Annotated in this window: 18 protein-coding genes and 2 tRNA genes; 1 reads left to right on the top strand and 19 read right to left on the bottom strand. The window is 60.5% G+C overall.

Going from position 1 to position 22,086, the window contains the following annotated elements; translation table 11 throughout:
- Positions 1-9: 9 nt before the first annotated feature.
- The 11 genes from infB to rlmE form a co-directional block, all read right to left on the bottom strand.
- Positions 10-2,538 (bottom strand): translation initiation factor IF-2, encoded by a 2,529-nt coding sequence (gene infB / locus ACIQUF_RS21990; protein WP_403135405.1) that lies wholly within the window; start codon positions 2,536-2,538, stop codon positions 10-12.
- A 27-nt stretch (positions 2,539-2,565) separates the two neighbouring features.
- Positions 2,566-4,047: a transcription termination factor NusA gene (gene nusA / locus ACIQUF_RS21995; RefSeq protein ID WP_403135406.1), complete on the bottom strand. Its 1,482-nt coding sequence runs from the start codon at positions 4,045-4,047 to the stop codon at positions 2,566-2,568.
- A 59-nt stretch (positions 4,048-4,106) separates the two neighbouring features.
- Positions 4,107-4,565, bottom strand: coding sequence for a ribosome maturation factor RimP (rimP, locus tag ACIQUF_RS22000; RefSeq protein WP_012274245.1), 459 nt, complete (start codon positions 4,563-4,565; stop codon positions 4,107-4,109).
- Positions 4,566-4,695: 130 nt separating this feature from the next.
- Positions 4,696-4,772, bottom strand: a tRNA-Met gene (locus ACIQUF_RS22005).
- Positions 4,773-4,870: 98 nt separating this feature from the next.
- Positions 4,871-4,956 (bottom strand) — tRNA-Leu (locus tag ACIQUF_RS22010).
- Positions 4,957-4,976: 20 nt separating this feature from the next.
- A complete protein-coding gene (secG, locus tag ACIQUF_RS22015; RefSeq protein WP_400798488.1) occupies positions 4,977-5,369 on the bottom strand; it encodes a preprotein translocase subunit SecG in 393 nt (130 codons plus the stop codon).
- Between the two features lie 4 nt (positions 5,370-5,373).
- Positions 5,374-6,129, bottom strand: coding sequence for a triose-phosphate isomerase (gene tpiA, locus ACIQUF_RS22020; RefSeq protein WP_403135411.1), 756 nt, complete (start codon positions 6,127-6,129; stop codon positions 5,374-5,376).
- A gap of 66 nt (positions 6,130-6,195) precedes the next feature.
- Positions 6,196-7,536 carry a phosphoglucosamine mutase gene (gene glmM / locus ACIQUF_RS22025; protein ID WP_403135414.1) on the bottom strand — a complete coding sequence of 447 codons (1,341 nt, stop codon included), beginning with the start codon at positions 7,534-7,536 and terminating at the stop codon, positions 6,196-6,198.
- A 16-nt stretch (positions 7,537-7,552) separates the two neighbouring features.
- Entirely contained in the window at positions 7,553-8,404 is an 852-nt protein-coding gene (gene folP, locus ACIQUF_RS22030) for a dihydropteroate synthase (RefSeq protein WP_403135415.1), read from the bottom strand.
- Positions 8,405-8,412: 8 nt separating this feature from the next.
- Positions 8,413-10,317, bottom strand: coding sequence for an ATP-dependent zinc metalloprotease FtsH (ftsH, locus tag ACIQUF_RS22035; RefSeq protein ID WP_159408802.1), 1,905 nt, complete (start codon positions 10,315-10,317; stop codon positions 8,413-8,415).
- 203 nt (positions 10,318-10,520) lie between these two features.
- Positions 10,521-11,147 carry a 23S rRNA (uridine(2552)-2'-O)-methyltransferase RlmE gene (gene rlmE / locus ACIQUF_RS22040; protein ID WP_400798500.1) on the bottom strand — a complete coding sequence of 209 codons (627 nt, stop codon included), beginning with the start codon at positions 11,145-11,147 and terminating at the stop codon, positions 10,521-10,523.
- 102 nt (positions 11,148-11,249) lie between these two features.
- Between rlmE and yhbY the strand changes: the two genes are divergently transcribed.
- The gene (gene yhbY, locus ACIQUF_RS22045; RefSeq protein ID WP_403135419.1) at positions 11,250-11,558 is read left to right on the top strand and encodes a ribosome assembly RNA-binding protein YhbY; all 309 of its coding nucleotides are present in this window, start codon (positions 11,250-11,252) and stop codon (positions 11,556-11,558) included.
- Between the two features lie 12 nt (positions 11,559-11,570).
- Here the strand turns inward: yhbY and ACIQUF_RS22050 are convergent, their stop codons facing one another.
- The 8 genes from ACIQUF_RS22050 to grpE form a co-directional block, all read right to left on the bottom strand.
- A complete protein-coding gene (locus ACIQUF_RS22050; RefSeq protein WP_403135421.1) occupies positions 11,571-12,020 on the bottom strand; it encodes an MFS transporter in 450 nt (149 codons plus the stop codon).
- Positions 11,998-12,480, bottom strand: coding sequence for a transcription elongation factor GreA (gene greA / locus ACIQUF_RS22055; RefSeq protein ID WP_400798502.1), 483 nt, complete (start codon positions 12,478-12,480; stop codon positions 11,998-12,000). Before greA ends, ACIQUF_RS22050 begins: the two co-directional genes overlap by 23 nt.
- Positions 12,477-15,698, bottom strand: a complete 3,222-nt coding sequence (gene carB, locus ACIQUF_RS22060; protein ID WP_403135423.1) for a carbamoyl-phosphate synthase large subunit — start codon at positions 15,696-15,698, stop codon at positions 12,477-12,479. Before carB ends, greA begins: the two co-directional genes overlap by 4 nt.
- Positions 15,699-15,804: 106 nt before the next feature.
- On the bottom strand, positions 15,805-16,941 hold the full coding sequence (gene carA, locus ACIQUF_RS22065; protein ID WP_403135425.1) for a glutamine-hydrolyzing carbamoyl-phosphate synthase small subunit: 1,137 nt from the start codon (positions 16,939-16,941) through the stop codon (positions 15,805-15,807).
- Positions 16,942-17,252: 311 nt separating this feature from the next.
- Positions 17,253-18,056 (bottom strand): 4-hydroxy-tetrahydrodipicolinate reductase, encoded by an 804-nt coding sequence (gene dapB, locus ACIQUF_RS22070; RefSeq protein ID WP_400798508.1) that lies wholly within the window; start codon positions 18,054-18,056, stop codon positions 17,253-17,255.
- A 13-nt stretch (positions 18,057-18,069) separates the two neighbouring features.
- Complete coding sequence (dnaJ, locus tag ACIQUF_RS22075; RefSeq protein WP_400798511.1) at positions 18,070-19,194, bottom strand: molecular chaperone DnaJ; 1,125 nt, start codon at positions 19,192-19,194, stop codon at positions 18,070-18,072.
- Positions 19,195-19,392: 198 nt separating this feature from the next.
- Entirely contained in the window at positions 19,393-21,318 is a 1,926-nt protein-coding gene (dnaK, locus tag ACIQUF_RS22080; protein WP_403135427.1) for a molecular chaperone DnaK, read from the bottom strand.
- Positions 21,319-21,419: 101 nt separating this feature from the next.
- On the bottom strand, positions 21,420-21,974 hold the full coding sequence (grpE, locus tag ACIQUF_RS22085) for a nucleotide exchange factor GrpE (protein ID WP_403135429.1): 555 nt from the start codon (positions 21,972-21,974) through the stop codon (positions 21,420-21,422).
- Positions 21,975-22,086: the final 112 nt, after the last annotated feature.

A 22,086-nucleotide genomic window follows, 5' to 3' on the forward strand; every position in this document is an offset into this window, starting at 1 on the left:
TGCCCGCCCTTAAAGGGTACGAGCAACCTGGACTTTCTCGAAGACTTCGATCTTGTCGCCGACCTTGACGTCGTTGTAGCTCTTGACGCCAATACCGCACTCCATGCCCGAACGCACTTCGGAAGCGTCGTCCTTGAAGCGACGCAGCGATTCCAGCTCGCCTTCGAAGATCACAACGTCGTCGCGCAGTACGCGGATCGGACGGTTGCGGTATACGGTACCCTCGATGACCATACAGCCAGCGATGGCGCCGAACTTCGGCGAACGGAACACGTCACGCACTTCGGCGACACCCAGGATGTTCTCGCGAACATCGCTGCCGAGCATGCCGGTCAGGGCTTTCTTGACGTCTTCGATGATGTCGTAGATTACGTTGTAGTAACGCATATCCAGACCTTCCTGCTCGACGATCTTGCGCGCACCGGCATCGGCACGCACGTTGAAGCCGAACAGCACCGCGTTGGACGCCAGCGCCAGGTTGGCATCGCTCTCGGTGATACCACCGACGCCGCCACCGATGACGCGAACCTGAACTTCGTCGTTGCCCAGGCCGCCGAGCGAACCCTGCAGTGCTTCCAGGGAACCGCGCACGTCGGTCTTGAGGACGATGTTGAGGGTCTTCTTCTCTTCCTGACCCATGGTCTCGAAGATGTTTTCCAGCTTGCCGGCGTGAGCACGGGCCAGCTTGACCTCGCGGTACTTGCCTTGACGGAACAGGGCAACTTCGCGGGCTTTCTTCTCGTCGGCAACCACGGACAGCTCGTCACCGGCTTCCGGGGTACCGTCGAGGCCGAGGATCTCGACCGGGATCGACGGGCCGGCTTCCTTCACAGGCTTGCCGTTCTCGTCGAGCATGGCACGTACGCGGCCATAGTTGGAACCGCACAGGACCATGTCGCCCTGACGCAGGGTACCGTCCTGAACCAGGATGGTCGCCACTGGGCCACGGCCCTTGTCCAGACGCGATTCGACGACCACGCCACGACCTGGAGCGGTCGGCGTAGCGGTCAGTTCGAGAACTTCGGCCTGCAGCAACACGGCTTCAAGCAGCTCGTCGACACCGGTACCCATCTTCGCCGAAACCTTGACGAACGGCGTGTCACCACCCCATTCCTCGGAAGTCACGCCTTCGACGGACAGCTCGTTACGGATGCGATCGAGGTCGGCACCCGGCTTGTCGATCTTGTTCACTGCAACGACCAGCGGAACGCCAGCTGCCTTGGCATGCTGAACAGCTTCACGGGTCTGCGGCATCACGCCGTCGTCCGCCGCCACCACCAGGATGACGATGTCGGTCGCCTTGGCACCACGGGCACGCATCTGGGTGAATGCAGCGTGGCCTGGGGTATCGAGGAAGGTGACCATGCCGCGGTCGGTTTCCACGTGGTAGGCACCGATGTGCTGGGTGATACCACCGGCTTCGCCAGCGGCAACCTTGGCACGACGGATGTAGTCGAGCAGCGAGGTTTTACCATGGTCAACGTGACCCATGACGGTAACGACCGGGGCGCGCGATTCGGCTTTGCCTTCGAACTTCAGCGATTCGGCCAGAGAGTCTTCCAGGGCGGTGTCGCTGATCAGCGTGACCTTGTGGCCCAGCTCTTCTGCGATCAGCTGAGCGGTTTCCTGGTCGAGCACCTGGTTGATGGTGACCGGAGTACCCATCTTGAACATGAACTTGACCACTTCAGCGCCCTTGACGGACATCTGGTTGGCCAGCTCGGAAACCGTGATGGTCTCGCCGATGGTCACGTCACGGATGACGGGGCCGGTCGGGTTCTGGAAGCCATGCGCGTTACGCTTTTTCAGCTTGCTCTTGCCACCACGACCACGACGACCGCCATCGCTCTCTTCGTCGGTAGTGCGCGGAGCGGCACGTGGAGTCGGCGCCTTTTCCTTCTCCTTGACTTTGACCTTGATCGACACACGCGGGGCCTCACCACGGCGACGGTCGTCATCGCGAGTGCGGCTTTCGTTGCGACGGGTCTCGTCCTTTTTGCGCTCTGCGGCACGGGCAGCGGCGTCTTCCGACGCAGGTGCGTCAGCGACTACCGGAGCCGGGGCAGCGGCAGGGGCCGGAGCAGCCTTGGCAGCCGGCGCTGGTGCAGCGGCAGCAGCTTCGGTCGACTGGCGACGGGCCTGCTCTTCGTTGCGCTCACGCACTTGCGCTTCGACCTTGTCGCGAGCGGCATTTTCAGCCGCGCGGCGCTCGTCCTGCTCACGCTTCTGCTCAGCCTGGATTTCTTCCGGGCTGCGCTGAACGAATACTTTCTTCTTGCGTACTTCTACGCTGATGCTTTTGCTACCGGCGACACGCAGGGTGCTGGTGGTCTTGCGCTGCAAGGTAATCTTGCGCGGCTCTTCCGCCTTGCTCTTGTGGCTGCTCTTCAAATGAGTCAGCAGCGTCTGCTTCTCATTGTCGGTCACTACCTGACCGGCGTCGGTGTGCGGCAGACCTGCCTCACGCATCTGCTGCAGCAGGCGCTCAACCGGTGCCTCGACCTCTTGGGCCAGTTCTTTCACCGTGACTTGCGTCATGCACTTCTCTCCTCAGGCCGCGCCTAATTACTCGAACCAGTGGGCTCGGGCGGCCATGATCAACTTGCCGGCACGCTCTTCGTCGATGCCGTCGATGTCGAGCAGGTCGTCAATCGACTGCTCGGCCAGGTCTTCGCGGTTAACCACGCCGCGCACCGCCAGTTCCGCCGCCAGGTCCTTGTCCATGCCCTCGAGGGAGAGCAGGTCTTCGGCCGGATGGGCGTCTGCCAGTTTTTCTTCGGTAGCGATGGCCTTGGTCAACAAACGGTCCTTGGCTCGAGCGCGGAGCTCATTGACGATATCTTCGTCAAAGCCATCGATGTTGAGCATTTCTTCCAACGGTACGTAGGCAATTTCTTCGAGGCTGGTAAAGCCTTCGTCGACCAGCACTTGGGCCAGCTCCTCGTCGACTTCCAGTTCATCGATGAAATTGCGCAGGATGTCACCGGTTTCTGCCTGCTGCTTGGCCTGGATGTCCTTCTCGGTCATCACGTTCAGGGTCCAGGCAGTCAGTTGACTGGCCAGACGAACGTTCTGACCGCCACGGCCAATGGCCTGGGCCAGGTTGTCCTCGGCGACGGCGATGTCCATTGCATGGGCATCTTCATCAACGATGATCGCCGCGACTTCGGCCGGCGACATGGCGTTGATGACAAATTGCGCCGGGTTATCGTCCCACAGGACGATATCCACACGCTCACCACCCAACTCTCCGGATACGGCCTGGACGCGCGAACCACGCATGCCGATACAGGCACCTTGCGGATCGATACGCTTGTCCTTGGAGCGGACGGCGATCTTGGCACGCGACCCCGGATCACGGGAGGCGGCCATGACTTCGATGAGGCCTTCGGCGATTTCCGGCACTTCGATGCGGAACAGCTCGATCAGCATCTGTGGCGCAGTGCGCGACAAGATCAGCTGTGGACCACGGTTCTCGGTGCGGATCTCCTTGAGCAGCGCGCGCAGGCGCACGCCAACCCGGAAGGTCTCACGTGGAATGATGTCTTCGCGGGCCAGCAGCGCTTCAGCGTTGTTGCCCAGGTCGACGATGACGTTGTCGCGGGTGACCTTTTTCACGGTGCCGGAGATGATCTCGCCAACGCGTTCGCGGTAGGCGTCGACCACCTGGGCGCGCTCGGCCTCACGGACCTTCTGCACGATGACCTGCTTGGCGGTCTGGGCGGCGATACGACCGAACTCGATGGACTCGATCTTTTCTTCGATCACATCACCCACTTTCGCTTCCGGGTGAGTGTCCTTGATCTTGTCCAGCCAGGTTTCGATCGCCGGATCGTCCAGGTCGTTCTCGTCGACCACGGTCCAGCGACGGAACGTCTCATAGCTACCGGTGTGGCGGTTGATTTCCACACGCAGATCGACTTCGTCTTCAAAACGTTTTTTGGTTGCAGTAGCCAGGGCCACTTCCAGCGCTTCGAAAATGACGCCGGGCGGTACACCTTTTTCGTTGGATACCGATTCAACAACCAGCAGTACTTCTTTGCTCATCGTACGCCTCGCCTTGCGCAAGCCATTGGGCCCGGATAGTCCGCCGGGCCCGGCACGTCTCAGTCAAAACTGGGAATAATATTGGCCTTGTCGATCGAGTCGATCGGCAACAGGAACTCTTGATTGTCCACCTGGACCACCACATCCTGCTCCTCCACACCGCGGAGAAGACCCTGGAAGTTACGACGACCCTCGAAGGGTGAGCGCAGCTTGATCTTTACTTGTTCGCCGGCATGCGAGGCAAACTGTTCCAGTGTGAACAGTGGGCGATCCATGCCAGGAGAGGACACCTCAAGGGTGTATTCACTGCTGATCGGATCTTCCACATCGAGAATGGCGCTGGCCTGTCGGCTGACCGCTTCGCAGTCTTCCACCAGGATGCCGCCTTCCTTGTCGATGTAGATGCGCAATACCGAATGCTTACCCTGGGAAACGTACTCGATCCCCCAGCACTGATAGCCCAGACCCTCGACAACCGGGGCCAACAAGGCCTGCAACTGTTCTAGCTTGCTCGACACCTGAACCCCCTCGTGCATGCTGTGCAAATGAAAAATGGGCGAAGCGCCCATCCCTGAAAGCGCCGTTGGACAACGACGCCGAAAACTGTTCGGCTAGCAAAAAGCCCCTGAAAAGGGGCTCCGCTGAAGCTGGTTGCGGGGGCTGGATTTGAACCAACGACCTTCGGGTTATGAGCCCGACGAGCTACCAAGCTGCTCCACCCCGCGACAAAGCTGGGGCGAAAGTATAAGACCGAACCCATTGCCGGGTCAATCCAACCTCCACCTGCAAGAAAGCCCGCTAAAGCGGGCTCTCAAGCTTTAATTGGTACCGAGAAGGGGACTCGAACCCCTACACCCTATGGGCACAACCACCTCAAGGTTGCGTGTCTACCAATTCCACCACCTCGGCAATACTACATTTGAAACCCGTTACTTCTGCTCTTCTGCCGGAGGAGGTACATCACCAGAGTTGGTGGTTTCACTCTTCTGCTGCTGGAGCACCGGTACATCATCATTGACTGCCGGCTTTTGCTCTTTCACTTCCAATACCGCGGGATCTGGAAGACCTGCTTGGCTAAGCTGGTGAGCTTGTTGCTTCGCGAAGTATCCTAACCCAAGTGCTGTCAAAAAGAAAGTGGCAGCGAGTATTGCAGTGAATTTACTTAGGAACGTTGCCGAGCCTTGACTTCCGAACACAGTATTAGAAGCACCTGCGCCGAAAGATGCACCCGCTTCCGCACCTTTACCCTGTTGCAACAGCACCAGCACTACAAGCGACAGCGCTGCCAACAGATGAAAAACAACGATGACTGTTTCCAGCATTTGTTCAGTTTCCTGCGGCGCGACAAATTGCACCGAATTCGTCTGCGTTCAGGGATGCTCCACCAATGAGCCCCCCATCGATATCCGGCATGCCGAACAGTTCGGCCGCATTGGCCGCCTTCACGCTACCACCGTAGAGAAGCTGCACGTTTTCTGCAACTTCGGCGTCTTCGGCCGCCAACTGTGCCCGAATGGCTGCATGCACATCCTGAGCTTGTTGAGGCGAAGCCGTCAAACCTGTGCCAATGGCCCAAACCGGCTCATAAGCAATAACTGCATTGGCAAAAGCCTTAACACCGCACGCGTCGATGATACTGCTTAGTTGACGCCCGACAACTTCAAGCGTCTTGCCCGCCTCGCGCTCTTCGAGAGTTTCCCCTACGCAGAGCACCGGCATTAAACCACTCCGTTGAGCGGCTGCAAACTTGTCTTTCAGCACTTCTTCACTTTCACCAATAATCTGGCGGCGCTCGGAGTGGCCAATCAACACCAACTTGCAACCTGCTTCAACCAGCTGACTCGGCGCAACTTCACCAGTCAACGCGCCCTGCTCGGGCTGTACCGCAGAATTCTGTGCTCCGACAGTAATTCCCTTACCCTGCAGCCCATCAACAACCTGATTGATGAACAGTGCGGGCGGAAACACCGCGACTTCAACACCGTGTGGCACGGACATATTGCCCAAACCCTGGATCAGCTCAGCGACGCTGGCGCGGGTACCGTGCATCTTCCAGTTACCAGCTACCATGGGGCGACGCATGCTTTACCTCGTCGGTCAAAGTGGGCGCAGATCTTACCCAACCCGATCTGCGCTGGCAAGCCCAATTCAGATACAAACTTCAGCGACCAGCTTGGCCAGGGCTTCGGCATGCCCGCGCACCTGATTTTCGTCGTCGCCTTCGACCATCACCCGCACCAGTGGCTCGGTGCCTGACTTGCGCAACAGCACGCGCCCACGCCCCGCCATGTCCTCGGTCGCCTTGGCACTGGCTTCCTTGACCGCCGGATGCTCCAGCGGGTCGACCTTGCTCGCGCCGAAGCGCACGTTGATCAGCACCTGTGGGCACTTGCGCAGAGCCTGGCGGGCCTGTGCCAGAGTTTCACCACGGCGCTTCAGGGCCAGTAGTACCTGCAGCGCGGCGATAATCGCGTCACCGGTGGTAGTGTGATTGCAGCACACGACATGCCCTGAGTTTTCGCCACCCACCAGCCAGTTGCGCTCAAGCAGCTCAGCCATGACGTAACGGTCGCCGACCTTGGCCCGCACGAACGGGATATCCAGGTCCTTGAGCGCCAGTTCCAGCCCCAGGTTGCTCATCAGCGTGCCGACCACGCCACCCTGCAGTTTGCCCCGCTCGTGCAGGTCGCGGGCGATGATGAACAGCAACTCGTCGCCGTCGACGATGGCGCCGGTATGGTCGACCATCAGCACCCGGTCGCCATCACCGTCGAAAGCGATGCCCAGATCGGCATGCCCCACCAGTACGGCGGCCTGCAACGATTCGATATGGGTCGATCCACACCCCTCGTTGATGTTGAGACCGTCGGGCTGCGCATGCAGCACCGTGACGTCCGCGCCCAGCTCACGGAACACGCTCGGCGCGACCTTGTACGTTGCGCCATGGGCGCAATCGACCACCAGCTTGAGGCCCTCGAAGCTGGTGCTGGTCGGCACACTGCTCTTGCAGAATTCGATGTAGCGGCCAGCGGCATCGTTGATACGCGAAACCTTGCCCAGCTTGCTCGAATCGACAACCGTCATCGGCTGATCGAGCAACTCCTCGATCATCAGCTCAACTTCGTCCGGCAGCTTGGTCCCCTGCCCCGAGAAGAACTTGATGCCGTTATCATCGTGCGGGTTGTGCGAGGCACTGATGACAATCCCTGCCTCAGCATGGAAAGTGCGAGTCAGGTAGGCGATGGCCGGGGTCGGCATCGGCCCAAGCAGCATCACGTCAGCGCCCGCAGCAGAAAGGCCGGCTTCAAGCGCGGACTCGAACATGTAACCGGAGATTCGCGTGTCCTTGCCCACCAGCACGCGGCAATGACCCTGCTTACGGAAAGCCATACCGGCCGCCCAGCCCAGCTTCAGCATGAAGTCCGGGGTGATCGGATATTCGCCGACGCGGCCACGAATGCCGTCGGTACCAAAATATTTTCTGCTCATAGGGACTCCAATGTTCTTATTCGGCGTTCTGTACTGCGGCAATCATGCGCACGACATCGGCGGTTTCAGCCACATCATGGACGCGCAGGATGCTAGCGCCTTTGGTCATGGCCAATGCCGCCAGCGCGAGACTGCCGTACAGTCGCTCACCGACCGGACGATCCAACGTCAGGCCGATCATGCTCTTGCGTGAAACGCCCACCAGCAGTGGGCGCCCAAGGCGATAGAGCGCTTCCATGTGTTTGAACAGGCTGAGGTTGTGCGCCAAGGTCTTGGCGAACCCGAAGCCTGGGTCGAGAATGATCCGTTCGGCACCGATGCCCGCCGCTGCGCACGCGACCATCCGCTGTTCAAGATAGCGTGTTACATCAACGGTTACATCTTCGTAGTGCGGATCGTCCTGCATATTTCCCGGCTCGCCACGCATGTGCATCAGGCACACAGGCAGGCCGGTATCGGCTGCGGCATCCAGGGCGCCGTCGCGCTCCAGGGCGCGCACATCGTTGATCAGGCCGGCACCTAGCCGGGCCGATTCACGCATGACCGCAGGGGTTGAAGTATCGACCGAGATAACCACATCGAGGCGACTATTGATGGCCTCGACCATCGGCGCTACGCGCTCTAGCTCCTCGGTTACGGACACTGCCCGCGCACCGGGGCGAGTCGACTCGCCACCAATGTCGATCAATGTCGCCCCTGCCGCAACCATCGCTTCGGCATGACGCAGCGCCTCGTCGCGTTGACTGAAGCGCCCACCGTCGGAGAAGGAATCAGGCGTGATATTGAGGATACCCATGACATGGGTACGGGACAAATCAAGAACCCGGTTGCCGCAAAGCAACCGGGCAGGGTACAACGTGGAGCTCATATACGCCCTTAGTGTTGAGCCGCTGGGCCGCCAATCGGCGATTCAGGACGATCATTCTGGGCAGCAGGCGTACCCGAGTCTTTGTCGTCATCCCAGTCACGCGGTTCGCGCGGCGTACGACCGGCCATGATGTCGTCGATCTGATCGGCATCGATGGTCTCGTACTTCATAAGCGCTTCGGTCATTGCTTCGAGCTTATCGCGGTTGTCGATCAGCAGCTGCTTGGCCGTGGCATAGCACTGGTCGATGATGCTGCGCACTTCGGAGTCGATCAGCTTGGCCGTCTCGCCGGACACGCTGGCGTGTTGGCTGCCAGCGCTGCGACCGAGGAATACCTCACCCTCTTCTTCTGCATACATCAGCGGGCCGAGCTTTTCGGACAGGCCCCACTTGGTGACCATGTTCCGGGCAATCTGGCTGGCGCGCATGATGTCGTTGGAGGCACCGGTGGTAACACCGTCGAAGCCCAGGGTCATTTCTTCGGCGATACGGCCACCGTACAGCGAGCAGATCTGACTGATCAGCGCACGCTTGGAGAGGCTGTAGCGGTCCTCCTCGGGGAGGAACATGGTTACACCCAGAGCACGACCACGAGGAATGATCGAAACCTTGTAGACCGGATCGTGCTCAGGCACCAGGCGGCCGACAATGGCGTGACCGGCCTCGTGATAGGCGGTGTTTTTCTTTTCTTTCTCGGACATGACCATGGTCTTGCGCTCGGCACCCATCATGATCTTGTCTTTTGCCAGTTCGAATTCTTTCATCTCGACCAGGCGCTTGTTGGAACGCGCGGCAAACAGCGAAGCCTCGTTGACCAGGTTGGCCAGGTCGGCACCGGAGAAGCCAGGAGTACCACGGGCAATGACCGCCGGGTTGACGTTCTCGCCAACCGGCACCTTGCGCATGTGCACCTTGAGGATCTGCTCACGGCCACGAATGTCCGGCAGGCCCACCACAACCTGGCGGTCGAAGCGACCGGGGCGCAGCAGTGCCGGGTCGAGAACGTCAGGACGGTTGGTAGCTGCGATGACGATGATGCCATCGTTCATTTCAAAGCCGTCCATCTCTACCAGCAGCTGGTTGAGGGTCTGCTCACGCTCGTCGTGACCGCCGCCCATGCCGGCGCCACGGTGGCGACCGACGGCGTCGATTTCGTCGATGAAGATGATGCATGGCGCGTGCTTCTTGGCCTGCTCGAACATGTCGCGGACGCGGCTTGCACCGACGCCGACGAACATTTCGACGAAGTCCGAACCGGAAATGGTGAAGAACGGCACCTTGGCTTCACCGGCGATGGCCTTGGCCAGCAGGGTTTTACCGGTACCGGGCGGGCCGACCATCAGCACGCCGCGCGGGATGCGGCCACCCAGGCGCTGGAACTTGCCCGGATCGCGCAGGAATTCGACCAACTCGCCGACCTCTTCCTTGGCTTCGTCGCAACCTGCAACGTCAGCCAGGGTGGTCTTGACCTGGTCTTCGGACAGCAGGCGCGCCTTGCTCTTGCCGAAGCTCATCGGCCCGCCCTTGCCGCCTGCACCGCCTTGCATCTGGCGCATGAAGAACATGAACACGGCGATGATCACCAGGATCGGGAAGCTTGCCACCAGCAGCTGAGTCCAGATGCTCTGCTGTTCTGGCTGCTTGCCTTCGACGACCACATGGTTGTCGACCAAATCGCCGATCAGGCCGTTATCGGTGATGGCCGGGCGAACGGTCTTGAAGTTGTCACCGTCGGCACGCTTGCCGGTAATGATGTAGCCGTCGACGGTCACACGCTCGACCTTGCCATCCTTGACCTGCTGGATGAAGTCGGAGTAGTTGAGGGTCTGCGGCTCGTTAGGGCTGGAGAAGTTGTTCATCACTGTCACCAGGACAGCTGCGATGATCAACCACAGGATCAGATTCTTTGCCATGTCGTTCAATTCGCTACCCTCTGAGGCCGGCGCACGACGCAGCCGTGCCTCGCATGATATTCATCGCCCTAACTTACTACATTACCTACGCATCCGCAGGCACCGTCTGTAACCCTTTGTGAAACCTAGACTACACGAAGTTCGGACGATCCAGACGGGACTGCCGATTGGAAATAACTATCGGCCACCCCGTAGCACGCCTTTCATACGCCTTTGAAGCCCTTGCCCAGCAGGTACTGTTCACGCGAACGATCACGCGAAGAGGACGGTTTGCGCATCTGCACCTTGTCGAACTTGGTACGCACGTCCTTCAGGTACATGTCGAAGCCTTCGCCCTGGAAAATCTTGATGAGGAAGTCACCACCCGGCTTGAGCACGCGAGTTGCCAGGTCAAGTGCCAACTCACAGAGGAACATGGCGCGCGGCATGTCCACTTCAGGCGTACCACTCATATTGGGGGCCATGTCGGAAATCACAAGGTCTACGTGCGAATCACCGACAGCTTCGAGGATCTGCTGCAGCACTTCGTCCGTGGTGAAGTCGCCCTGAATGAAGGTCACGTCCGGAATCGAGTCCATTTCCAGGATGTCGGAGGCGATCAACCGGCCTTGGCCACCAATCAGACGACTGGTCACCTGCGACCACCCGCCCGGGGCCGCGCCCAGGTCGATCACACTCATGCCAGGGCGGATCAGGCGGTCTTTTTCCTGGATCTCCAGCAGTTTGTAGCTCGCGCGCGAGCGGTAGCCATCCTTCTGCGCCTGTTTTACAAAAGGGTCATTGAAATGCTCGCGCAACCAGTTTGCGCTGCTTTTGGAACGTTGTACCACGGGGCACCTCGATGATATGCGTCGTGATTGACTGGGCGGAGCCGGTGGCCCTCGGGTAAAATGCCGGTCAATTTTACAGAATCAGACGGAAAGGGTCAGATTATGCCGCTCAATAACGAGCAGAAGAAGCAATACAAGTCCATTGGTCATGACCTGAAGCCGGTCCTGATCGTTGCTGGCAACGGTTTGAATGAAGGCGTGATCGGCGAACTGGAACGCGCCCTGGTGGACCATGAGCTGATCAAGGTCGAAATTCGTTCGGAAGATCGTGAAGAGCGCGCCGAAACCATCGCAGCTCTGTGCAAGGCTGGCCGCGCCGAGCTGGTGCAGACCATCGGCAAGAAAGCGCTGATCTATCGCAAGAACCCACAGCCGAACAAGCAGCTGTCCAACATCCACCGCTACAAGTAAGGGTGGCGCCGATCAGTGGCGCGCCTTGCGCGCCCTGACCGGTACCGGTTGGGCCACCAGCACGATGCCGGAAAAACCCAGCACCAGGAAACAGAACATCTGCCAGCGCTCGCCGACCGAAATGCCGTAGCGCAAAGTGTAATACCCCACGCAGGCTGCAAACCCGAGCAGCAGCATCTGGCCGCGAAATTGCCGCCACCAGGCCGCCAGGCCATCCACCCTTGCCAACACGGCCATTTGGGTCAATAACCCCAACAACGCCACACCAATCAACCAGCGGTCGATCTGCCCGGCGATGTCCTGCACCAGCAAGGGTGCCAGGCCACTGACCTTGAGCGCAGGCACCAGCCCAACATGGAACACCCACAGGCCGCCGACCCAGAAAACCTGGGCCAACTGCCAGAGGATCCCCTCGAGGGATGGCGCCCGCAAGCGCCTGTCAGATGTGCTGGACTTCGACAATCTCGTACTCGACCGTGCCACTTGGCGTCTTGATGACGACGACGTCGCCTTCTTCCTTGCCGATGATCGCACGGGCAATAGGGGCGCTGCTCGAAAGCTTGCCCTTCTTCACGTCGGCTTCATCTTCACCGACGATCTGGTATTTCACCCGTTCGTCGGTCTCGGTGTTAGCCAGCTCCACAGTGGTACCGAAGATGACCTTGCCGGTATGGGCAATGGTGGTCACGTCGATCACCACCGCGTTCTGCAGGCGGCCTTCGATATCACGGATACGCGCCTCGACCATGCCCTGCTCTTCACGAGCGGCATGGTATTCGGCGTTTTCCTTGAGGTCGCCCAGCTCACGCGCCTCACCGATAGCCTGGCTCAGGCGCGGGCGCTCGGTCTTGCTCAGGAACAGGTGCTCCTCTTCCAGGGCGCGAGCGCCCTGGACGGTCATCGGGTACTTGGTAATGCTCATGCTTTGAGTCCTGCATGCAGATCCTGCAAGCGACGAACGGTCTTTTCAGGGCCGAATTTCAACGCTTCGCAGATGGCTTCACCGGCCGCAATAGTAGTGGTGCAGTAGATCTTGTGCTGCAGCGCATTGCGACGAATCGAGTAGGAATCGGCGATCGACTGGCGACCTTCGGTGGTGTTGATGATCAGCGATACTTCGTCGTTCTTGATCATATCGACCACGTGCGGGCGACCTTCGGTCACTTTGTTCACGCGGCGCACTTTCAGGCCGGCCGCCTCGATCACCTTGGCGGTACCTGCAGTGGCAACCACTTCGAAGCCCAGGGCGATCAGGTCGCGGGCAACGCCAGCCACTTGTGGCTTGTCGTCGTCACGCACGCTGATGAACGCGGTACCGCCAGTCGGCAGCACTTCGCTGGCACCCATCTGGGCCTTGGCGAACGCTTCACCGAAGCTGTCGCCGACACCCATGACTTCACCGGTCGATTTCATCTCAGGGCCGAGGATCGGGTCAACCCCTGGGAACTTGGCGAACGGGAAGACGGCTTCCTTGACGCTGTAGAAGTTCGGGATGATTTCCTGGGTGAAGCCCAGCTCTTTCAGGGTCTTACCCGCCATCACGCGGGCAGCGATCATGGCCAGCGAGGTGCCGATGCACTTGGAAACGAACGGCACGGTACGCGAGGCGCGCGGGTTGACTTCGATCACGTAGATCTTGTCGCCCTGCAGGGCCAGCTGCACGTTCATCAGGCCGACAACGCCCAGCTCCAGGGCCATTTTCTTGACCTGGTCACGAACCTGGTCCTGAACATCCTGGCTCAGCGAGTACGGCGGCAGCGAGCACGCCGAGTCACCGGAGTGAACGCCGGCCTGTTCGATGTGCTGCATGATCGCGCCGATCACCACGTCGGTGCCGTCGCAGACCGCATCCACGTCCATCTCGATGGCGCAGTTGAGGAAGTGGTCGAGCAGTACCGGGCTGTCGTTGGACACTTGTACGGCTTCACGCAGGTAGCGCTTGAGTTCGTCCAGCTCGTAGACGATCTCCATGGCACGGCCGCCCAGTACGTAGGACGGGCGAACCACCAGCGGGTAACCGATGCCGCCGGCAGCGCGGATGGCTTCGTCTTCGCTGCGCACGGTAGCGTTTGGCGGCTGCAGCAGGTTCAGGCGCTGAACCATCTGCTGGAAGCGCTCACGGTCTTCGGCACGGTCGATGGCATCCGGGCTGGTACCAATGATCGGTACGCCGGCTTCTTCCAGGGCGCGAGCCAGTTTCAGCGGGGTCTGGCCGCCGTAGTGGACGATCACGCCCTTCGGCTTCTCGACGCGGCAGACTTCCAGCACGTCTTCCAGGGTCAGCGGCTCGAAGTACAGGCGGTCGGAGGTGTCGTAGTCGGTAGAGACGGTTTCCGGGTTGCAGTTGACCATGATGGTCTCGTAACCGTCTTCACGCAGCGCAAGGGCTGCGTGTACGCAGCAGTAGTCGAACTCGATGCCCTGGCCGATACGGTTAGGGCCGCCACCCAGGATCATGATCTTGTCGCGGGTCGACGGGTTGGCCTCGCACTCTTCCTCGTAGGTGGAGTACAGGTAGGCGGTGTCGGTGGCGAACTCGGCGGCGCAAGTGTCGACGCGCTTGTAGACCGGGAACACTTCCAGCTTGTGGCGGTGACGGCGCAGGTTCTTGTCGGTGATGCCGAGCAGAACGGCCAGGCGCTGGTCAGAGAAACCTTTGCGCTTGAGGCGCAGCATCATGGCCTTGTCGATAGCCGACAGCGCCAGGGTCTTGACCTTTTCTTCTTCCTTGATCAGATCTTCCATCTGCACCAGGAACCACATGTCGATGCCGGTCAGGGCGAAGATCTCTTCGCAGGTCATGCCCGAACGCATGGCGTCGGCCACGTACCAGATACGCTCGGCACCCGGCACAGTCAGCTCGCGCTTGAGGATGCTGGCAGCTTCTGGGCTGGCCAGGTCGACTTTCGGGTCCAGGCCGCAGGCACCGACTTCCAGGCCGCGCAGGGCTTTCTGCAGGGATTCCTGGAAGGTACGGCCGATGGCCATGACTTCACCGACAGATTTCATCTGGGTGGTCAGGCGGGCGTCGGCTTTCGGGAATTTCTCGAAGGCGAAGCGCGGCAGCTTGGTGACGACGTAGTCGATCGACGGCTCGAAGGACGCCGGGGTGCGACCGCCGGTGATGTCGTTCTGCAGTTCGTCGAGGGTGTAACCGATGGCCAGCTTGGCGGCGATCTTGGCGATCGGGAAGCCGGTGGCCTTCGACGCCAGGGCAGACGAACGCGATACGCGCGGGTTCATCTCGATGACGACCATGCGACCGGTGTTCGGGCAGATACCGAACTGCACGTTGGAACCGCCGGTTTCGACGCCGATTTCACGCAGCACCGCCAGCGAGGCGTTGCGCATGATCTGGTATTCCTTGTCGGTCAGGGTCTGCGCCGGGGCAACAGTGATCGAGTCGCCGGTGTGCACGCCCATCGGGTCGAAGTTCTCGATCGAGCAGACGATGATGCAGTTGTCCTTTTTGTCGCGGACCACTTCCATCTCGTACTCTTTCCAGCCGATCAGCGATTCGTCGATCAGCAGCTCTTTGGTCGGCGACAGGTCCAGACCACGGGTGCAGATTTCTTCAAATTCTTCACGGTTGTAAGCGATACCGCCGCCAGTGCCGCCCATGGTGAACGATGGGCGAATGATGCATGGGAAGCCGAGCTTCTCGAGGACCGCATTGGCCTCTTCCATGCTGTGGGCGATACCGGAGCGCGGGCACTCCAGGCCGATGTCCTTCATTGCCTTGTCGAAGCGCGAACGGTCTTCGGCCTTGTCGATGGTGTCGGCGTTGGCACCGATCATCTCTACGCCGAATTTTTCCAGAACGCCGTGGCGCTCCAGGTCCAGGGCGCAGTTCAGTGCGGTCTGGCCACCCATGGTCGGCAGCACCGCGTCCGGGCGCTCTTTCTCGATGATCTTGGCCACCGATTGCCACTTGATCGGCTCGATGTAGGTGGCGTCGGCCATGGCCGGGTCGGTCATGATGGTGGCTGGGTTGGAGTTCACCAGGATGACGCGGAAACCTTCCTCGCGCAGGGCTTTGCAAGCCTGGGCGCCGGAGTAGTCGAATTCACAGGCCTGGCCGATCACGATCGGGCCAGCGCCGAGAATCAGGATGCTTTTGATGTCTGTACGTTTTGGCATGGTTGTCACTCAAATCCGCGGGTCAGTCGGCAAGCCGTCTTGAACAATCTGGGTCAGGCGCGTCCGGGCGCGGCAGATGCCGCCCCGGGGCCTTGATGCAGGATGCTCAGCGGCGCTTGGCCATGGCATCGGTGAAACGATCGAACAGTGGCGCGACGTCGGTCGGGCCTGGGCTCGCTTCAGGGTGGCCCTGGAAGCTGAACGCGCTCTTGTCGGTACGCTCGATACCCTGCAGGGTGCCGTCGAACAGCGACTTGTGGATGGCGCGGACATTGCCCGGCAGGGTGGCTTCGTCGACGGCGAAACCGTGGTTCTGGCTGGTGATCATGACCACGCCGGTGTCCAGGTCCTGGACCGGGTGGTTGGCACCATGGTGGCCGTGGCCCATCTTCACGGTCTTGGCACCGGAAGCCAGGGCCAGCAGCTGGTGGCCGAGGCAGATGCCGAACACCGGGATCTCGGTTTCGAGGATCTCTTTGATCGCCTGGATGGCGTAGTCGCAAGGCTCCGGATCGCCAGGGCCGTTGGACAGGAACACGCCATCGGGGTTGAGCGCGAGCACTTCGCTGGCCGGGGTCTGGGCAGGCACCACGGTCACGCGGCAGCCACGGGCGACCAGCATGCGCAGGATGTTCAGCTTGACGCCGTAGTCGAAGGCGACCACGTGGTAAGGCAGGTCAGCGGCTTCGATGGTCGGGTGGCTGTCGGTTTTCAGTTCCCACACGCTGGAGCGCCACTCGTAACGCTCCTTGGTGGACACGACCTTGGCCAGGTCCATGCCCTTCAGGCCTGGGAAGGCGCGGGCAGCGGCGATGGCGGCTTCTTCGCTGATGTCGTCACCGGCGAGGATGCAACCGTTCTGAGCGCCCTTTTCACGCAGGATACGGGTCAGGCGGCGAGTGTCGATGCCAGCGATGGCGACGACATTGTTGGCCTTCAGGTAGTCAGGCAGCGACTGGGTGTTACGCCAGTTGCTGGCCAGCAGCGGCAGGTCACGGATGACCAGGCCAGCGGACCAGACACGGTTCGATTCGGCGTCTTCCGGGGTGGTCCCGGTGTTGCCGATGTGCGGATAGGTCAGGGTAACGATTTGCTGCGAGTAGGAAGGGTCTGTAAGGATTTCCTGGTAGCCGGTCATAGCGGTGTTGAATACCACCTCACCAACGGTCTGACCGTCGGCACCAATGGCTTCACCGCGAAAAATACTGCCGTCGGCAAGGGCGAGTATGGCTGGCTTTGTCAAGAAGACCTCCCGTAAATCAAGCATGAAAGGGCGATCGCAGGTTGCAAAAAAGCGGAGTGACGTATGGACACGTCACCCCGCTTTCATGTGCTGAATTCAATTCGCTGCGCGCTTTTAGTGGACACACTAAAGCTGTAGCTTACAGAAAAGTGCTTTTTGGGTCTACCGTAAATGTGCCTCTAAAACACATGATTGCGACAGAGCCGATGAACCGTGATGTCCTCTCGCGGATGAATCCGCTCCTACAGGTAAATCGCAAAACCGCGTAGGAGCGGATTCATCCGCGAAACGAACCCCGCCGATCTGAAGGATCAACGCAGCTCCAGCACATCCTGCATGTCGTACAGGCCTGCCTCACGCCCATCCAGCCACAGCGCGGCACGCACCGCGCCCTTGGCGAAGGTCATGCGGCTGGAGGCCTTGTGAGTGATTTCCAGACGCTCACCTTCAGCAGCGAACAACACCGTGTGATCACCAACCACATCACCTGCGCGTACGGTAGCGAAACCAATGGTCTTGCGATCACGCGCACCGGTCTGCCCTTCACGGCCATACACCGCCACTTCCTGCAGGTCCCGCCCCAGCGCATTGGCAACCACTTCACCCATGCGCAGCGCGGTACCCGATGGCGCATCGACCTTGTGCCGGTGGTGCGCCTCGATGATCTCGATGTCGACATCATCGCCCAGCACCCGCGCCGCCATATCCAGCAACTTGAGGCTGAGGTTGACGCCGACGCTGAAGTTGGCAGCGAACACGATTGGGATGTCCTTGCCCGCCTCGGCCAGCAGTTGCTTCTCCTCGACAGAGAAACCGGTGGTACCGATGATCATCGCCTTGCCGTGCTTGCGGCAGAACGCCAGGTTCTTCAGGGTCACCGAAGGGTGAGTGAAGTCGATCAGCACGTCGAATTCGTCGGCAACTTTGGCCAGGTCATCGGACAGCAGCACACCGATTCGACCGAGGGCCGCCAGTTCACCCGCATCCGCGCCGACCAGCGAGCTGTCCGGACGATCGATCGCCGCCGTCAGCCCGGCACCTGGGGTTTGCTGCACGGCTTCGATGAGGGTCTTGCCCATCCGCCCTGCCGCGCCCATCACTGCAATACGTCGCATAGCCATGTCCTTGTCAGAGATCGCCGAAGAAGCGCTTCACACCATCGAACCAGCCACTGGCCTTGGGCGAGTGGGAGCTGTCGCCTTCGAGCGAGTCACGCAACTCTTCGAGCAGCTCGCGCTGGCGACGGCTGAGGTTGACCGGGGTTTCCACCGCCACACGACACAGCAGGTCGCCCGCACCACCACCACGCACCGGCGCGACGCCCTTGCCACGCAAGCGGAACTGCTTGCCGGTCTGGGTGCCTTCCGGAATTTTCAGCTTCACACGACCATCGAGGGTCGGCACTTCCAGCTCGCCACCCAAAGCGGCATCGGTGTAGCTGATCGGCACTTCGCAGTACAGGTGCTTGCCGTCACGCTGGAAGATCTCGTGCTCACGCACGTTGATGACCACGTACAGGTCGCCAGTCGGGCCACCGTGAGTACCCGCCTCGCCTTCGCCAGACAGGCGAATGCGGTCGCCGGTATCGACGCCTGCCGGCACTTTGACCGACAGGGTCTTGTATTCCTCGACACGGCCTTCGCCATGGCACGAGCTGCAAGGGTCGGTGATGATCTTGCCCTGACCATGGCAGCGCGGGCAGGTCTGCTGCACCGAGAAGAAGCCCTGCTGCATGCGCACCTGGCCGATGCCGCCGCAGGTTGGGCAGGTGGACGGGGTCGAGCCCTTCTTCGCGCCGCTGCCGTCGCAAGGCTGGCAGTTGACCAGTGTCGGTACGCGGATGCTGACCGTGGTGCCGCGCACGGCTTCTTCCAGGTTCAGCTCCAGGGTGTAGCGCAGGTCGCTGCCGCGCGCGGCACCACCACGGCCACCGCCACGGCCACCGCCGAAGAAGTCGCTGAATACGTCGCCGAAGATGTCGGAGAAGTTGGCGCCGCCGAAGCCCGCACCACCGCCACCCATGCTTGGGTCGACGCCGGCATGGCCGTACTGGTCGAACGCGGCGCGCTTGCTGGCGTCGGACAGCACTTCGTAGGCCTCGTTGGCCTCCTTGAACTTGTCTTCCGACTCTTTATCACCCGGGTTGCGGTCCGGGTGGTATTTCATCGCCAGGCGACGATACGCCTTCTTCAGGTCACCTTCACTGGCGCCGCGCTCGACACCCAGGACCTCATAATAATCACGCTTGGACATAGGTCATTTGCACCTTGTTGGGCGTTCGGCATCCGCGCCGCGCCATCAGCACCTGCCCGCGAACCACGCGTGGCAGCAGACAAATACTGTAAAAATTCTCGAATTCCAGATACGCCAACGCGGGAGCAAGCCCCCGCGCGGCGACATCCTACCAGCCCACCGACAAAGGCCGGTGAGCTGGCCGACCACATGCAACGATTACTTCTTGTCGTCGCCTTTGACTTCTTCGAACTCGGCGTCAACCACGTCATCGTGCTTGGCTTCCGGCTCGGCCTGTTGAGCGCCGCCCTGAGGCTGTTCGGCCGACTGCTCGGCGTACATCTTCTGGGCTACCGGCGCAGAGACCTTGGACAGCTCTTCGACCTTGGCGTCGATGGCAGCCTTGTCGTCGCCTTTGACAGCGGCTTCCAGGGCAACCACGGCCGCTTCGATGGCAGTCTTCTCTTCGGCAGTGACCTTGTCACCGGCGTCAGCGACCATCTTGCGGGTCGAGTGAACCAGCGCGTCACCCTGGTTACGGGCAGCGGCCAGCTCTTCGAACTTGCGGTCTTCCTCGGCGTTGGCCTCGGCGTCACGCACCATTTTCTCGATCTCTTCATCGGACAGGCCTGAGTTGGCCTTGATCACGATCGACTGAGTCTTGCCGGTGGCCTTGTCTTTAGCGCCGACGTGCAGGATGCCGTTGGCGTCGATGTCGAAGGTCACTTCGATCTGCGGAACACCACGCGGTGCAGGCGGGATGTCAGCCAGGTCGAACTTGCCCAGCGACTTGTTGCTGGCCGCTTGCTTACGCTCGCCCTGCAGCACGTGGATGGTCACGGCGCCCTGGTTGTCGTCGGCAGTCGAGAACACCTGCGACTTCTTGGTCGGGATGGTGGTGTTCTTCTCGATCAGCGGAGTCATCACGCCGCCCATGGTTTCGATACCCAGGGTCAGCGGGCTGACGTCCAGCAGCAGCACGTCTTTCACGTCACCGGCCAGCACCGCGCCCTGAATGGCAGCACCCATGGCGACAGCTTCGTCCGGGTTGACGTCCTTGCGCGCTTCTTTACCGAAGAAGTCGGCAACGGCCTTCTGCACCAGCGGCATACGGGTCTGGCCACCGACCAGGATCACGTCGTCGATCTTGCTGGCGTCGATGCCGGCGTCTTTGAGGGCGATGCGGCATGGCTCGATGGTGCGCGAGACCAGGTCTTCGACCAGCGACTCCAGCTTGGCGCGGGAGATCTTCACGTTCAGGTGCTTAGGACCGGTGGCGTCTGCAGTGATGTACGGCAGGTTGACGTCGGTCGATTGCGCCGAGGACAGCTCGATCTTGGCTTTTTCAGCAGCTTCTTTCAGACGCTGCAGGGCCAGCGGATCGTTCTTCAGGTCCATGCCGGACTCTTTCTTGAACTCGTCGACGAGGTAGTCGATCAAGCGCATGTCGAAGTCTTCGCCACCCAGGAAGGTGTCGCCGTTGGTGGCCAGTACTTCGAACTGGTGCTCACCGTCGACTTCGGCGATTTCGATGACCGAAACGTCGAAGGTACCACCACCGAGGTCATAAACGATGACAGTGTGGTCGCCCTTGGCCTTGTCCATGCCGTAAGCCAGCGCAGCGGCGGTCGGCTCGTTGATGATGCGCTTGACGTCAAGACCTGCGATGCGGCCGGCGTCTTTGGTGGCCTGGCGCTGGCTGTCGTTGAAGTAGGCCGGAACGGTGATGACCGCTTCGGTGACTGGCTCGCCGAGGTAGTCTTCGGCGGTCTTCTTCATCTTCTTCAGCACTTCGGCGCTGATCTGCGGTGGCGCCATGTCCTTGCCGCTGGCCTGTACCCAAGCGTCGCCATTATTGGCCTTGACGATCTTGTACGGCACCAGCTTGATGTCTTTCTGTACGACGTCTTCTTCGAAGCGACGGCCGATCAGGCGCTTCACGGCGAACAGGGTGTTGTGCGGGTTGGTGACGGCCTGGCGCTTGGCCGACTGGCCAACCAGGATCTCGCCGTCGTTGGCGTAGGCCACGATCGAAGGGGTAGTACGCGCGCCTTCGGCGTTTTCGATGACCTTGACGTTACCGTTTTCCAGAATGGAGACGCACGAGTTGGTGGTCCCCAGGTCGATACCGATGATTTTGCCCATGTTATCTCTCCCGAAACTTGAATTAGGTGGCAGCGGCTACATTGGCCAACTGCGGTAATACTTGAATGCTTGACACCTAGATGGGGTTGCCCAAACGGATTTCAAGCCTTCTCATCGATAGAAGGTTGCGCCGCCGCTGGCGCCTTGCTGACCACCACCATGGCGGGGCGCAGCAGGCGGCCGTTGAGCAGGTAACCCTTCTGGAAGACGTTCAGCACGCTGTTCGGCTCCACCTCGGCGCTTTCCTGCATGGCCATCGCCTGATGATGCTCGGCGTTGAAAGGCTGGCCGTGCGGGTCGATGGCTTCGAGGTTGTAACGCTTGAGGGTGTCCTGGAACATCTTCAGGGTCAGCTCGACGCCTTCGCGAATTTTCTTCACTTCGTCGTTTTCGGCACTGGAGTGCGCGAGAGCGAGTTCCAAGCTGTCGATCACCGGCAGCAGGTCGGTGGAAAATTTCTCAAGGGCGAATTTGTGTGCCTTCTCGACATCCAGTTCGGCGCGGCGGCGCACGTTCTGCATGTCGGCGGCAACGCGCAGGGATTGATCCTTGGCGGCGGCCAGCTGCTCCTCGAGCTCCTGAACGCGGGCGCCGTTATCCACTGCACCAGTCTCTTCGGGGTTAAGGTCTTGGTCTTTCAGCTGTTCGTCAGCCATGGGGTCTCTCCTGCGCAATTTCTGTGGTACGAGCAAAGCTCGCCGTGTCTGCCGGCTATATGGGGCCGGAAAAACCAGCTTCAAGGGGCAGGCGGCTTTTAAGGGCACACGC

The sequence above is a fragment of the Pseudomonas sp. NPDC090233 genome, from assembly GCF_044772285.1.
Classification (GTDB): domain Bacteria; phylum Pseudomonadota; class Gammaproteobacteria; order Pseudomonadales; family Pseudomonadaceae; genus Aquipseudomonas.

What these genes read in the sequence shown, in the direction of transcription:
- infB (WP_403135405.1), bottom strand. Translation starts at nt 2,538, where the DNA reads ATGACGCAAGTCACGGTGAAAGAACTGGCCCAAGAGGTCGAGGCACCG.
- nusA (WP_403135406.1), bottom strand. Translation starts at nt 4,047, where the DNA reads ATGAGCAAAGAAGTACTGCTGGTTGTTGAATCGGTATCCAACGAAAAA.
- secG (WP_400798488.1), bottom strand. Translation starts at nt 5,369, where the DNA reads ATGCTGGAAACAGTCATCGTTGTTTTTCATCTGTTGGCAGCGCTGTCG.
- tpiA (WP_403135411.1), bottom strand. Translation starts at nt 6,129, where the DNA reads ATGCGTCGCCCCATGGTAGCTGGTAACTGGAAGATGCACGGTACCCGC.
- glmM (WP_403135414.1), bottom strand. Translation starts at nt 7,536, where the DNA reads ATGAGCAGAAAATATTTTGGTACCGACGGCATTCGTGGCCGCGTCGGC.
- folP (WP_403135415.1), bottom strand. Translation starts at nt 8,404, where the DNA reads ATGAGCTCCACGTTGTACCCTGCCCGGTTGCTTTGCGGCAACCGGGTT.
- ftsH (WP_159408802.1), bottom strand. Translation starts at nt 10,317, where the DNA reads ATGGCAAAGAATCTGATCCTGTGGTTGATCATCGCAGCTGTCCTGGTG.
- yhbY (WP_403135419.1), top strand. Translation starts at nt 11,250, where the DNA reads ATGCCGCTCAATAACGAGCAGAAGAAGCAATACAAGTCCATTGGTCAT.
- greA (WP_400798502.1), bottom strand. Translation starts at nt 12,480, where the DNA reads ATGAGCATTACCAAGTACCCGATGACCGTCCAGGGCGCTCGCGCCCTG.
- carB (WP_403135423.1), bottom strand. Translation starts at nt 15,698, where the DNA reads ATGCCAAAACGTACAGACATCAAAAGCATCCTGATTCTCGGCGCTGGC.
- dapB (WP_400798508.1), bottom strand. Translation starts at nt 18,056, where the DNA reads ATGCGACGTATTGCAGTGATGGGCGCGGCAGGGCGGATGGGCAAGACC.
- dnaJ (WP_400798511.1), bottom strand. Translation starts at nt 19,194, where the DNA reads ATGTCCAAGCGTGATTATTATGAGGTCCTGGGTGTCGAGCGCGGCGCC.
- dnaK (WP_403135427.1), bottom strand. Translation starts at nt 21,318, where the DNA reads ATGGGCAAAATCATCGGTATCGACCTGGGGACCACCAACTCGTGCGTC.
- grpE (WP_403135429.1), bottom strand. Translation starts at nt 21,974, where the DNA reads ATGGCTGACGAACAGCTGAAAGACCAAGACCTTAACCCCGAAGAGACT.